At 57.8% G+C, this 12,838-nt stretch carries 11 protein-coding genes and 1 riboswitch; of the genes, 7 read left to right on the plus strand and 4 right to left on the minus strand.

Going from position 1 to position 12,838, the window contains the following annotated elements; all coding sequences use genetic code 11:
- Positions 1-16 precede the first annotated feature (16 nt).
- Positions 17-529, minus strand: a complete 513-nt coding sequence (gene bamE / locus hmeg3_RS15225) for an outer membrane protein assembly factor BamE (RefSeq protein ID WP_094566380.1) — start codon at positions 527-529, stop codon at positions 17-19.
- Between the two features lie 73 nt (positions 530-602).
- Between bamE and hmeg3_RS15230 the strand changes: the two genes are divergently transcribed.
- From hmeg3_RS15230 to hmeg3_RS25205, 5 genes are all read left to right on the plus strand, one after another.
- Positions 603-809: a DUF3460 family protein gene (locus tag hmeg3_RS15230; RefSeq protein ID WP_094564464.1), complete on the plus strand. Its 207-nt coding sequence runs from the start codon at positions 603-605 to the stop codon at positions 807-809.
- A gap of 9 nt (positions 810-818) precedes the next feature.
- Positions 819-1,694, plus strand: coding sequence for a ScpA family protein (locus hmeg3_RS15235; protein ID WP_094564465.1), 876 nt, complete (start codon positions 819-821; stop codon positions 1,692-1,694).
- An 80-nt stretch (positions 1,695-1,774) separates the two neighbouring features.
- Positions 1,775-2,614 (plus strand): pantoate--beta-alanine ligase, encoded by an 840-nt coding sequence (panC, locus tag hmeg3_RS15240; protein WP_094564466.1) that lies wholly within the window; start codon positions 1,775-1,777, stop codon positions 2,612-2,614.
- The gene (locus tag hmeg3_RS15245; RefSeq protein ID WP_094564467.1) at positions 2,614-3,549 is read left to right on the plus strand and encodes a cobalamin-binding protein; all 936 of its coding nucleotides are present in this window, start codon (positions 2,614-2,616) and stop codon (positions 3,547-3,549) included. Before panC ends, hmeg3_RS15245 begins: the two co-directional genes overlap by 1 nt.
- Positions 3,550-3,780: 231 nt before the next feature.
- On the plus strand, positions 3,781-5,496 hold the full coding sequence (locus hmeg3_RS25205) for a methyl-accepting chemotaxis protein (protein WP_094564468.1): 1,716 nt from the start codon (positions 3,781-3,783) through the stop codon (positions 5,494-5,496).
- 46 nt (positions 5,497-5,542) lie between these two features.
- Here hmeg3_RS25205 and hmeg3_RS15255 read toward each other — a convergent pair whose 3' ends face one another.
- From hmeg3_RS15255 to hmeg3_RS15265, 3 genes are read right to left on the minus strand one after another with little or no spacing between them, the layout of a single operon-like run.
- On the minus strand, positions 5,543-6,361 hold the full coding sequence (locus hmeg3_RS15255) for an ABC transporter ATP-binding protein (RefSeq protein ID WP_232511657.1): 819 nt from the start codon (positions 6,359-6,361) through the stop codon (positions 5,543-5,545).
- A complete protein-coding gene (locus hmeg3_RS15260) occupies positions 6,358-7,341 on the minus strand; it encodes an iron ABC transporter permease (protein WP_198361710.1) in 984 nt (327 codons plus the stop codon). The genes hmeg3_RS15255 and hmeg3_RS15260 overlap by 4 nt, the downstream gene beginning before the upstream one ends.
- Before the next feature lie 27 nt (positions 7,342-7,368).
- A complete protein-coding gene (locus hmeg3_RS15265; protein WP_094564469.1) occupies positions 7,369-9,339 on the minus strand; it encodes a TonB-dependent receptor in 1,971 nt (656 codons plus the stop codon).
- Positions 9,340-9,400: 61 nt separating this feature from the next.
- Positions 9,401-9,709: riboswitch (cobalamin riboswitch) on the minus strand.
- 438 nt (positions 9,710-10,147) lie between these two features.
- Between hmeg3_RS15265 and hmeg3_RS15270 the strand changes: the two genes are divergently transcribed.
- Both hmeg3_RS15270 and hmeg3_RS15275 read left to right on the plus strand, forming a co-directional pair.
- A complete protein-coding gene (locus hmeg3_RS15270) occupies positions 10,148-10,867 on the plus strand; it encodes a protein phosphatase CheZ (RefSeq protein ID WP_094564471.1) in 720 nt (239 codons plus the stop codon).
- A complete protein-coding gene (locus tag hmeg3_RS15275) occupies positions 10,867-12,813 on the plus strand; it encodes a chemotaxis protein CheA (RefSeq protein ID WP_094564472.1) in 1,947 nt (648 codons plus the stop codon). The genes hmeg3_RS15270 and hmeg3_RS15275 overlap by 1 nt, the downstream gene beginning before the upstream one ends.
- Positions 12,814-12,838 lie beyond the last annotated feature (25 nt).

A 12,838-nucleotide genomic window follows, 5' to 3' on the forward strand; every position in this document is an offset into this window, starting at 1 on the left:
CCTTCAATGACCTGAATCAATGACCTGAAATCTCCGAAATCGACATGCGCACGACCTTGCCGGTCTCCATGTCGAAATGGACGTTGAAGAGTCGCTCTTCATGTACGTGCAGGTATTTCCAATCCCACACTTCTTCCTGCTTGCGGGCAAACGGCACCACGGTGCGTGGGCGCCCGAGCATGTTGCGCACTTCGTCGCGGGTCATGCCCTTTTGCACCTTATCGAAGTTTTCGTCCGTCAACACCTGTTGATATTCCGACAATTTTCCATCCGCTCCGATACGGAACATCCAGGTGCGGACGCCTTGCGGCCCTTTCGGGTATTCCAGAATCCGTTCACCACTCTCCTCGCGTACGCTGTCGGGCTGTCCCATCACGCCACGTACGTCCGCCTCGGTCGAGACGCCTATATTCAACTTATCCAAGCCAAACTCCTGTATGGGATTGCCATTGCGATCACATCCCAGCCCCAGCAACGCCGCGCAAGCGGCCATGCACCACGCCAATACCTTGTTTCTCATCATTGCCATCTTTGATTCTCGGGCTTCAAGACAGGGTAGAATAGCGCCTATTAGCCAGTTAATAAGAATTTCAGGAAAAATCATGCCACTCTTCAAACTTTTCAAATCCTACGAATCCGAAGCGACTAAATTCATCGCCGAACTCAAGGAAAAGAATCCGAAACTGGAAGAGCAGCAACGCGCCGGCCGGGCCCTGTTGTGGGACAAGGCTCCGCTGGATCTGGACAAGACCGCACGCGACAAGGAATCCCGCGTTCAGCAACAGCCTTACGTCTATCAAAATCACTAATTCGTCAGCATGATCGAAAACGCCGGGAGTCAAGGTAATCAATCCTCCGACGCAGCAGAACTGACGGTGGCAGGCCAGCCGGACACGACGCCGGATGTGGTCGATGGCGTTGCTTTCGCCAAGCTTTATGGCGAGCCGCTGTTCAAGCTGCCGACAGATCTGTACATCCCCCCTGATGCACTCGAAGTGTTCCTGGAAGCTTTCCAGGGCCCACTGGATCTGTTGCTGTATCTGATCCGCAAGCAAAACTTCAATATTCTCGACATCCCGATGGCGCAGGTGACCCTGCAATATCTGGAATACGTGGAACAGATCCGCAAGCACAACCTAGAACTGGCTGCAGAATATCTGCTCATGGCCGCGATGTTGATCGAGATCAAATCGCGCATGCTGCTGCCGGTCAAAAAGGCCGACACCGGTGATGAGGCGGAAGATCCCCGCGCCGAACTGGTGCGCCGCCTGCTCGAGTACGAGCAAATGAAACTGGCTGCGCAAGAACTCGACTCGCTGCCGCAAGTCGGCCGCGATTATGTGCGCACTCAGGTGTATGTCGAACAAACCGTGGTGACCCGCTGGCCGGACGTCAATCTCGACGATCTCCAGTCTGTCTGGGCCGACATCATGCGGCGTGCAAAACTGACTGCCCACCATCACATCAGCCGTGAAGAACTGTCCGTGCGCGAGCATATGACGGGTATTCTGCGTCGTCTGCAATCGGCGCGCTTTGTCGAGTTCGCCGACTTGTTCGACCCGATGCGCGGCGTACCGGTGGTCGTGGTCAACTTCATCGCCCTGCTCGAACTAGCCAAGGAAACGCTGATCGAGATCACCCAGGCCGAAGCCTTTGCACCGATTTACGTGCGGCTGTCGTATTCTCCGAGCTGATTTTTCAGCTCGCTGAATCTGGCTCCTGGCATCTGGTATCTGCCCAGTCCGCCTCCGCACCCTACTCAAAGAAACACAACATGAAAATCATCTCGTCCATCGAAGAACTGCGCGACCAACTGCGTGGCCAGCTGCGCACAGCATTCGTCCCGACCATGGGTAATCTGCACGAAGGCCATCTCTCGCTGATGCGCCTGGCGCGCACACATGGTGATCCGGTGGTGGCGTCGATTTTCGTGAATCGTTTGCAGTTCGGGCCGAATGAGGATTTTGACAAATATCCTCGCACTTTCCAGGCCGACGTCGAGAAGCTTGAAAAGGAAGGTGTCTACGTCTTGTTCGCGCCAACCGAAAAAGATCTCTATCCGGAGCCGCAGGAATACCGCGTGCAACCGCCGGACGACCTCGGCAATATTCTTGAAGGCGAGTTCCGTCCGGGCTTTTTTACCGGTGTGACGACGGTGGTGTTGAAGCTGTTTTCCTGCGTGCAGCCGCGCGTTGCCGTCTTCGGCAAGAAGGATTATCAGCAGTTGATGATCGTGCGCAACATGGCGCGCCAGTTCGCCCTGCCGACCGAAATCATCGCCGCCGAAACCTGGCGTGCAGACGATGGCCTGGCGCTGTCGTCGCGCAACGGCTATCTCTCGACCGACGAACGTGCCGAAGCACCAGCACTCTACAAAGTACTCAATCAGGTTGCCGATGAAGTGCGTGGCGGCCATCTCGACGTGCTTCAGCTTGAGCGCAAAGCCATGGATGCATTGGCCCAGCGCGGCTGGCAGCCGGACTATATTTCGATCCGCAAACGCATGGATCTGCAAGCACCGTCGGCCGACGATCTGGCGCAAGGTGAAAAGCTGGTCGTTGTCGCCGCTGCAAAACTCGGCAAGACCCGCCTGATCGACAATCTGGAAATCTGATGCGTCGCTGGCTCGCAGCGACGCTGATACCGCTGTTCTGCGTCAGCAGCGCTGCCGCCAATATTGCATCTGCGACCGGCATCACCGTCAAGGACGATTACGGCGACGACATCCACCTGGAACGCCCCGCCCGCCGTATCGTCAGTTTGTCGCCACACACCACGGAGTTGCTCTACGCCGCCGGTGCCGGGCCGTATGTCGTGGGCGTCAGCCACTACAGCAATTATCCGCCGCAAGCGCTGCAAGTCGCATCAGTGGGCCGCATCAGCGCCGTCGACATTGAAAAAATCCTCACCCTTAAACCTGATCTGATTGTTGCCTGGCACAGCGGCAATGCGGCAGCGCAATTGCAGAAATTGCGCTCCTTCGGCTTACCCGTATTTGAAAGCCAGCCGGCAGACTATGCAACGATTGCGACCTCGCTTGAACGGCTTGCAGCGCTCAGCGGAACAGAGAACATAGGCAACAAGGCGGCCGCTGATTTCCGTGCACGCTGGCAAGGATTGACCAGAACGTACCGGGATCGGCAAGTGGTCAGCGTGTTCTACCAAATCTGGGGGCAGCCGTTAATGACGCTCAATGGTCAGCATATGGTATCGGCCGTATTGCGTACTTGCGGTGGGAGCAACATCTTTGCCGATCTGCCGCAACTGGCTCCGCACGTCAGCCTGGAAGCGGTGATTGCAGCCGATCCCGACGCGATTCTTGCACCCGACGACGCCAAAGACCATCCGCTGGACGACTGGCGCCGGTTTGGCAAGATGAAAGCAGTGAGCGCCAATACCCTCTTCACCGTCAACGCAGACTGGCTTAACCGGCCGGGGCCGCGCATTCTCGATGCGACGGCACAAGTCTGTGAATTTCTGGATCAGGTTCGCACCAAACGTTCGAAGACATCACCCTCACTCCCCCAACCGGCCAAGCCCGCCAAATAGGTGCCGGCTTCACGTCGACAACTTCCGCAACGCCCTCCATCACACTCGAAAAGCATCCTACTTTTCAGTATCTCTCGAATTTATTCGAGTTTTTCCAAGTAAAAATATTTTCAATTTGACAAGTTTATGCGGCATTGCATAGGATCAATTTCATCTTTTGCGTAGCGTCTCTCATTGCCCGTTAGGCAGGACGGTCAATGTCCTTCCATCGTTGTACTCCGGAGATGATCCATGAAAACATCCAATCTGAAAATCGGCGTGCGCCTGTATCTGGGTTTCGGCGCGTTAGCGTCTTTGCTCGTGATCATCATCGCCGTTGCCTACCTCAATTTTTTTCGACTCAAGGAAGCGAACGACTGGAACGAGCATACACACAAGGTGGTCGCTGCCGTCGACGGCAGCTTGCTGTCTCTGATCAACATGGAAACCGGACAGCGTGGCTTTGCCCTGACCGGCAAGGATGCATCGCTGGAGCCGCTTGCTGCGGGACAACAATCCTTCAACAAGGAAATGGCGCGTGCCAAAGAACTGACCAGCGACAACCCGCAGCAGCAAGAACGTATCAGCAAACTGCTTGATCTTCAGCGTCAATGGATGGATACCGCTGTGACGCCATCCATTACCATGCGCCGCGAAAACTCAGAAAGCAGCATCGCGAAAGTCATCGGCTTTGAGCAGGCAGCAAAAGGCAAGACGCTGATGGATAGCATGCGGCAGATTTTCAGCGACATGAAAGGTGCAGAAACCAGTTTGATGAGCGAGCGCTCACAAGCCGTCAGCTCACTCACATTGATCACTACGGCGACGCTTCTTACCGGTGGCGTCATCGGCGTATTGGCCGCCATGATTCTGGCTTACTGGCTCAAACACAACATCACTCGTCCCCTCGCTGCTGCAGTCAGAATCGCGCAAACCGTTGCCGCCGGTGATCTGACCTCTTCTATTCCACCTTCGGGTAAAGACGAAACCGGCCAGTTGCTGCTTGCCCTCAAGGACATGAACGACAATCTGCTCAAGATTGTCGGTGAAGTTCGCCAGAGCACTGAGACGATCGCCACAGCCTCGGGTCAGATTGCGCAAGGAAATCTCGATCTCTCCAGTCGCACCGAACAACAGGCCAGCTCGCTGGCGGAAACTGCTGCGTCCACACGAGCGCTGACATCAACAGTCAAAAGCAATGCCGAAAACTCCGAAGAGGCCAGCCGTCTGGCGAACTCAGCTTCCGAAATTGCCATTCGCGGCGGCGCCGTCGTTGCTCAGGTCATTGAGACCATGGACTCAATCAATACCTCCGCACGCAAGATCGTCGACATCATCAGCGTCATTGACGGCATCGCTTTTCAGACCAATATCCTCGCACTAAACGCCGCGGTAGAGGCTGCGCGTGCCGGTGAGCAAGGTCGTGGCTTCGCTGTCGTGGCGTCGGAAGTACGCAGCCTGGCGCAACGCTCCGCCACGGCGGCCAAAGAAATCAAAGGTCTGATTGACGATTCGGTGGAAAAAGTCGCTTCCGGCAGCAAACTGGTCGAACAGGCCGGCGCCACCATGAATGAAGTGGTTGAAAGCGTACGCAGTGTCACCGGCATCGTTTCAGAAATTTCTGCTGCCAGCAGGGAGCAAAGCAGCGGCATCGAACAAGTCAACAACACCATCGGGCAGATGGACGAAGTCACTCAGCAAAATGCCGCGCTGGTGGAAGAAGCGGCTGCCGCAGCGAAATCTCTGGAGGACCAGGCCCAGAATCTGTCGCGTGTGGTCAGTGTCTTCAAGTTGACCGAACAGACCCGTCTCGCAGCGCCGATACACAAATCCCTGTTGCGTCACAAGCCGTCAACCGCCGCCAGCACAACCGTGAAGCATCTGCCGGCCAGACCTCAGCCAGCGCAATTGACTCACAGGCCACAGACTCCGGCAACTTCTGACGGCAACGACTGGGAAACATTCTAATCAAAACGGGATGCGCGCCCGGGCCTGTCAACAGGCTCCAGCCCACTCAGAACGGGGAAAACCACTTTCCCTGTTCTGAAGCAATGACATTGAAGCTGCAGCCAAACGCAGCTTGCAGCAGTTCCGGCTGCAGCACGTCGTCAACCGCACCGCGCCACCATCGCTGTGATCCGATCAGGATGACATGTGTCGCAAACCGCGCCGCCAGATTGATGTCGTGCATACTGGCGACAACGGCATGCTTGTCGTCCGCCAATACCCGCAATAATCGCAGGAGCATCTGCTGAGCTGCCACGTCCTGATGCGACGCCGGCTCATCAAGCAGGTACAGTTGCGGGGCTTGCAGCATCAGCGTGGCAATCGCGATACGTTGACGTTCGCCGCCGGACAACTGCGTGACATCGGTGTCGGCGTAGGACGCCATGCCAAGCCGATCCAGCGCCACGAGCGCAGCCCGCCGATCAGCCTCATCAGGCCATCCCCACCCGGGGCGATAGGGATGCAAACCCGCCATGACGTAATCGATCACGCTGCATGAAAAAGCATCGAACTGCTGCTGCGCCACCAAACCTCGCCATCGTGCGAGTTGCTGCGGAGTCGATGCTGCGATATCGCCATCAGGAGAACAAATACGTCCTCCTGCCGGCGGCAACAGGCCCGCCACCGCATGCAGCAGAGTACTTTTACCGATCCCATTCTTACCCAGTACGCACCAAAACTCGCCTGCACGCACCTGCCAATTGAAATCCGTCAGCAAGGGCGTTCCACCATTGCGCAGCGTCAGTCTGTCGGCATGGAGTAAAACATCAGCGACCTTCCCGGCAGTCATGTCGGTCTCGCTTCCCTGCGGCTCTTTCGTCATCATGTGCGGCTCCTCGAGAGCAACCACAGAAATAACGGTACGCCGATCAGAGCCGTGATGACGCCTACGGGCAATTGTGTGGGTGAAACCACCGTGCGAGCAGCGAGATCGGCCAGCGTCAGCCCTGCCCCTCCCGCCAGCGCCGCCGCCGGCAGCAAGACGCGTTGGTCGTTGCCGATCAACAGACGCAAACCATGCGGCACCACCAGACCGACGAAGCCGATCGTACCCGCCATCGTGACCGCAGTTGCCGTAGCCAGCGATGCTGCGCACAAGGTTGCTACGCGCAAGCGCACGACAGGCACCCCCAGCAACTGCGCGAAACTCTCGCCGCGCGCCAGCAAATTCAGACGCGGCGCATTCCATACCGACCACAACAAAACCGCGAAGGCGATCAGCGCGGCAATCGGCAAAAAGCGGCTGTCTTCGAGATCGCCCATGAGCCAGAACACCATGCCACGCAATTGCGTGTCTGCCGCCAGCGTCAGCACCAGCGTTATCACCGCGCCAAATCCCGCGGCGAGCATCACGCCCGTCAGGAGCAAGCGATGACCTGCAGCCATCGGCGACAGCGGCAAACGACGCAGAGACTTGCCAACCAGTCCGAACAACAATACCACTGCGACACCCGCCCCCAGCACCGCGCCGACAGCCGCGATATTCTGGCGCGGCAGGCCGATGGACGCCGCCATCAGCATCGCCAGTAACGCCCCGGCGGCAGAACCGCCGGAGACGCCGAGCACATATGGTTCCGCCAAGGGATTGCGCAACAAGACCTGCATCAATGCGCCTGCCATCGCCAGCAACGCGCCGACGGTGAATGCCGTCAGCGCACGCGGCACACGCAAGGCCAGCAGCATGGCGATATTGTCCGGGTCACCATTCAGGCGCAGGCAACCGGTGCTGCCGCAGAGACCTGCGACGGTGAGTGCCAGTCCGGCGAGTACCGTCAGGAAAATTAACAGCAGAATTGCACGGCGCATGAAGTCCTTTGAAGTCGGCGGTCTGCTTTAGAAGTCGTAACGAGCCGTGAATTTTACTGTACGTCCGCTATCCGGATAGATACCGCCGGCGCAACCGAAAGCCTGCGAGAAATAGTCCTTATTGGTTAGATTGCTACCTGTGAGCGCGAACTCCCACGCACTGACGCGCACAGCGTAACGCGCGTCGAATGTCGTGTACGACGGCATGCGGGCATTGCAGGTGTTGCTGAAATCGCTGCCGTAACGTTGAGAGTCGGCCCACAAGACGCCGACATTGGCTGTCTGACTTCCATCGTTCCAATTCAGGCGGGCGGACGCGGTGTTCTTCGGCACCAGCACCATTTCCTTGCCGGAATTGGGACCGCCGGTGAAGGTGGCGATGACATGCTGGAAGTTGGCCTTCAGACTGAAGTCTTGATTCAGACGCGCGCTGGCTTCCAACTCAATGCCCTGACGCTTGGTCGGATCGAGGTTGACGTTGGCGCCGAATGCACCAACGGTCGGGTCGAAAAACAACTCATCCTTGAGACGATGACGGAACCACTTGAGCGTGGCGTTGTTGTCCGCCTCGCCCAGCGTCGCACCGAACTCCAGATCGTGCGATGTTTGCGGCTTGAGAATTTGTCCTGTGGCCAAGGCAGTGAACCCGTTTTCATCTGCAGTCGGCAAACGATAACTTTGCCCTGCCTTGCCGAAAATGCGCACGGACGGCACGACCGCGTGACTCACCTGCGCATCCCAGGCGTTGACTCCCTGCCCCTTGTCATAGCCGCCGATGACGCTCTTCTTGTCGAATACTTCATGGCGTGCGCCGAGCGCGATGCGCGTGTTCCCGGCGATCTGCAATTCGTCGCGCACATAGGCGGCGCGCGCCGTCTGCGATGCATCGCTGCTGCCGTTGATGTTGCCGATCTGCCATTCGGAATAATCGATCCCCGTGACCACTTCGTTCTTCAGCAATCGGCCTTCAGCAACCTGGCGCAGGCGCGGTGAGAACTGCGTGGTGCGACTATGCACTTCAGTGACGGCAGCGCCGCCATAGCTGGAGCGCGAAATTTTCTCGCGATGCGACAGCTCTGCGGCAAGATCGAATGTACCCAACTTGCGCTCAAAGAAGGCGGTAATGCGATCGCTGTCATAAGAGCCATAGTCCTTAGGATTGGCGGTCTGACGTGGATTGGCAAGAAACTGTGCCATCGACAGCGAACCTGGCAAACCATAGTTGGCGCGCGCCAGATCAATGCGCAGTCCAAAGCGCCCTTGATTGGAAAACCACTGCGCTGCGCCGCTGAAATTTTCCTGATCGCTCTTATTGTTGTCGCGATAGTTGTCGGAACGCTGTTTGCTGTAAGCAGCATTCAGTGCGAAGCCGTCCCATCCCTTGGCGACACTGGCCCGTCCGCTGCGCAGGCCGTAGCTGCCTATCTCACCGATCACCGTGCCATGGATAGCATCCGCCGTCGGCCGCTTTGTAATGATCTGGATCGTGCCGCCGGTCGCGCCGTCGCCATACAGCACGCTGCTGCCACCGCGTATGATTTCAATACGCTCGACGCTGTCGATGGGCACCGACGACAACAAGGCGGTCGACAATTCGTTTTCCGAAAGGCGCACGCCGTCGATCAGGATCACCATGTTCTGATCGCCGTTGCTGCCGAACCCGCGCATGTCGAGCGCATAGTCGCCCGGCCCGGCCAAACTTTGGCGTCCATACACACCACCGAGTTTGCGGATGGCTTCGTTGACGTTGTCGATGCCGGCGTTGCGGATGTCATCGGCGCTGATGACCGTGGCGCCGATCGGGCTGAATGCCGGGTCGTTGGGGAAACGTGACGCCGTTACCACGACCGGCATCAGATTGCTGTTTGCTGCGCCGCTTGCCGTGACGTCGGAGGCAGTTTGCTCTGCCACAACCTGGCTTGGAAAAGCCGACAGCACCGCCGAAGCAGCAATGGCAGGCCCGGCGACGAGGCGCCAGGACAAAGTGAAATGTTTCATGATCTGTTTCTGATATGCACTTCCAGCCTGCCTCCCCGCAAGCCGGATTGAATTTGAAGGTATTACCCTTCCCCTGTCTGGCCGGTATCCGGGCTGCAAGCTGGCAAAAATGGCCGAAAAAACAACGGCCGCACCGACTGCCACACCTTCCCATGCATACTGACTCTGATTTGAACAGGGTCAGGACGAGCACAGTGGCGAACCATGGCAGTTTGCTGTCGACAGCGACAGCGCTTGTTTACCGTTGCGGGGGCAGCGTACGTTGGCGGGTCGACAATATTTGGACCGTCTTCCCGCGCCGTACTTCCCGTTTAACTCGCTGGACGAGGGTGCGACTGCACCGGCGAGCACCAAAACGGCGCAATTGTATGCGGCAACGCCACGCCCGGCAATCTGTGGTGACAAGCGAAGCACCCTTGCAGTAAGATTGCCTGCAAACCGACATCGTCGTTATAACGTCATTGAAATGGGGAATTTTCATCGCTTTTTAGCCGATGGAGCTGCTTGACAGGGACTTATAATCCGTTCAACAAATAGCAGATCCGCCTCGACCGAGGCGTCAAGCGGGGAATTCAGCAACAGAACACATCCGGTACAGCAAGCGAGTGCAACGGTCAGGTTGCTACAGGTTTGTTTTTCCTGGCCGATATGCATAAGACGACATGAATTGCCTGAGCCATCTGTCAGAACAGGAGCCTCTATCACCGAACCATCTCGTCGTAATCCCATGTAATTCAGTTGTGACAGATTGTCTGCATCTGCGGCAGAAGCAAATAACGCATCAAATTTGTATGGAGAAAAGAAGATCATGAGTGACGATGTTGATTTAGAGGCACTATTCGACGAGATTTCAGCGCAAACGCTGCCTGCTGCGACTGCAGCAGCGGAGCCGGCGCCCTCCGCGAGCCCGGCTGCATCGCTAGAAGATCAGTCCGACAAACCCATGTACGAACGTCTGGGCGGCATCGTCCGCCTGTTGCACGATTCGATGCGCGAGCTCGGTTACGACCGCTCTCTGTCGGATGTGGCATCGCAGATCGGCGATGCGCAAGGCCGTCTGGAACACGTTGCGACATTGACCGAACAAGCCGCCAACAAGGTCTTGAACACGATCGATGCCGGTATGCCAGCCCAGGATGCGCTAGCCAGCAAAGCCAAGGATATCGACGATCGCTGGGCGCGCCTGTTCGCCGGCCAGATGACTATCGATGAATTCAAGAACCTGGCGACTGACTCCAAGAAGTTCTCCTCCGCCGTCATCGAAGCTACCGAGGTCGAAAAAGCTCGCATGCTTGAAATCATGATGGCGCAGGACTTCCAGGACATCACCGGTCAGCTAATCAAGAAGATTGTCGGCATCACTGCCATCGCCGAGCGCGAACTGGCTCAGCTGCTGCGTGACAACGCACCGCCAGAAGTCAAAGCGGCGATGGAAAAACCACCAGAACTGCTTAACGGGCCTTCCGCTCCCGGCTCCGCCATGGTGCAAAATGATGTGGACGACTTACTCGATAGCCTGGGGTTCTAATGGATGACGAAATGCTCAAGGATTTTGTCGTCGAGGCATTGGACCTCGCGACTAACGTTGAAGAGCATCTGCTGACTCTTGAACGGCATCCTGACGACCTGGAAATTCTCAACGCGGTTTTCCGTGCCTTCCACACCATCAAAGGTGGAGCCGGCTTCGTCAATCTGCCGGCCATGGTTTCGGCCTGTCACTTGACGGAAAACCTGTTCGACGCACTGCGTACGGGTAAAGCACCGGTCACGCCGCTGGCGATCGAAGCCGCGCTGCAAGCCAGCGGCTTTGTCGCCGATCAGCTCACTGAGCTGGCCAACGGCGCCGATCCTGCGAGCCTCGCATCGATGCCGCAAGATTTGGAAGACATCCTGACGCAGGCCATTGAGGGTAACGCGGCAGCGCCTGTCGCTGCGGCACCTGCTCCAGCGGCAGCGCCGGCTTCTGCTCCGGCAGCCGTATCAGCAACCTCGGCAACGGTGTCGACGCCTTCTGCCAACGGTGGCGCCAGTGTGCTTGGCGCAGATGGATCATTAGATTGGAACGCACTGTACCAGGCCGTTTCCGGCGGTGTAGACAGTGCTTCCGTCAGCGGTGCGCCGGCGGCGGCATCTACTGCAACTACCGCCGCTGCGGATGTGCCGGCTGAAGCAGCCGATGCCGAAGCCGCCGCCTCCGGCCATCCCAAATCGCTGCCTTCGGCAACACCAAAAGCTGCTGCGCCTGCGGCTCCGCCGGCACGTCGTGCCACCGACAATCAACCTGGTGGCGGCAAAGAAGAAAGCATCCGTATCGATGCCGGCAAGCTCGATGCTCTGCTGGAAGTTGCGGGCGAATCGGTACAGGCCGCCAATCAGGCTGCCGTGTTGCTGGAAAAGCTGCAACAGTTCAAGTTCGAAGGCACAGCCGCATCGCTGATGTCGACACTGGCAGAAACTCTCGGCCGCGCTTCGCGCTACTCCAGCGAACTGCAACGCGCCACACTGTCAACGCGCATGCAGCCGGTCGGTCGCCTGTTCCAGAAATTCCCACGACTGGTGCGCGAATTGGCCAAGGATCTGGGCAAGGACGTTGATCTGGCGATCTCCGGTGCAGAAACCGAAGTCGACCGCGTCGTCGTGGACAGCCTCTACGATCCGCTGGTTCACATGCTGCGCAACTCGCTCGACCACGGTATTGAAACCGATCGCGGTGCTGCCGGCAAGCCGAACAAGGCAACCATTTCGCTCAAGGCATGGCAAGAAGCAAGCAGCGTCATGATTGAAATCTTCGACGACGGCAAAGGCATGGATCCAGATTTCCTGCGCAAGAAGGCAATCGGCAAGGGTCTGATCGGCGAACACGAAGCACAAAGCCACGATGAAGCACTGCAACTGGTGTTCCTGCCGGGCTTCTCGACCAAGGAAGTGGCGTCGAGCGTGTCGGGACGCGGCGTCGGCATGGACGTGGTGAAAACGGCGGTGGAAAAGCACCGTGGCACAATCCGCATCGACTCCACACTGGGTGTCGGTACCCGCTTCTCGATCCGTTTGCCGATTGAATTGTCGATCATCCCAACCATGCTGGTGCGTACCGCCGGTGCAGCGCTGGCATTGCCGATGGCAGTCGTGGAACGTGTGGTGGAATTGCCCGCCGAGTTCGACGAAGTCGGCGGTGCACCGGTGCTGCGCGACCAGGGGCGTCCATTGCCGGTGCACTCACTGGCTGGCGTGCTTGGCTATGAACCGGGCAGCGAACGCGTCGGTATCGTCATGGCCGTACCGCATCCGTATATCCTCGGTGTCGAAGCCGTGGAAGGTACTGCTGACTTGGTGATCAAACCGTTGACCGCAATCCAGACCAACGGCATTACCGGTACCGCGCGCTCTGCCGAAGGTGAACTGGTGCTCGTGGTCGGCCTGTCCTTCCTGCTGGAAGGCTGTCGCGCCGCTACCAAAGCGGTAGCACAGGTCTGATAGTCAGACCGGTCAGACTGGTCTG

The sequence above is a fragment of the Herbaspirillum sp. meg3 genome (assembly GCF_002257565.1).
Lineage (GTDB): Bacteria > Pseudomonadota > Gammaproteobacteria > Burkholderiales > Burkholderiaceae_D > Herbaspirillum.

What these genes read in the sequence shown, in the direction of transcription:
- bamE (WP_094566380.1), bottom strand. Translation starts at nt 529, where the DNA reads ATGGCAATGATGAGAAACAAGGTATTGGCGTGGTGCATGGCCGCTTGC.
- hmeg3_RS15230 (WP_094564464.1), top strand. Translation starts at nt 603, where the DNA reads ATGCCACTCTTCAAACTTTTCAAATCCTACGAATCCGAAGCGACTAAA.
- hmeg3_RS15235 (WP_094564465.1), top strand. Translation starts at nt 819, where the DNA reads ATGATCGAAAACGCCGGGAGTCAAGGTAATCAATCCTCCGACGCAGCA.
- panC (WP_094564466.1), top strand. Translation starts at nt 1,775, where the DNA reads ATGAAAATCATCTCGTCCATCGAAGAACTGCGCGACCAACTGCGTGGC.
- hmeg3_RS15245 (WP_094564467.1), top strand. Translation starts at nt 2,614, where the DNA reads ATGCGTCGCTGGCTCGCAGCGACGCTGATACCGCTGTTCTGCGTCAGC.
- hmeg3_RS25205 (WP_094564468.1), top strand. Translation starts at nt 3,781, where the DNA reads ATGAAAACATCCAATCTGAAAATCGGCGTGCGCCTGTATCTGGGTTTC.
- hmeg3_RS15255 (WP_232511657.1), bottom strand. Translation starts at nt 6,361, where the DNA reads ATGATGACGAAAGAGCCGCAGGGAAGCGAGACCGACATGACTGCCGGG.
- hmeg3_RS15260 (WP_198361710.1), bottom strand. Translation starts at nt 7,341, where the DNA reads ATGCGCCGTGCAATTCTGCTGTTAATTTTCCTGACGGTACTCGCCGGA.
- hmeg3_RS15265 (WP_094564469.1), bottom strand. Translation starts at nt 9,339, where the DNA reads ATGAAACATTTCACTTTGTCCTGGCGCCTCGTCGCCGGGCCTGCCATT.
- hmeg3_RS15270 (WP_094564471.1), top strand. Translation starts at nt 10,148, where the DNA reads ATGAGTGACGATGTTGATTTAGAGGCACTATTCGACGAGATTTCAGCG.
- hmeg3_RS15275 (WP_094564472.1), top strand. Translation starts at nt 10,867, where the DNA reads ATGGATGACGAAATGCTCAAGGATTTTGTCGTCGAGGCATTGGACCTC.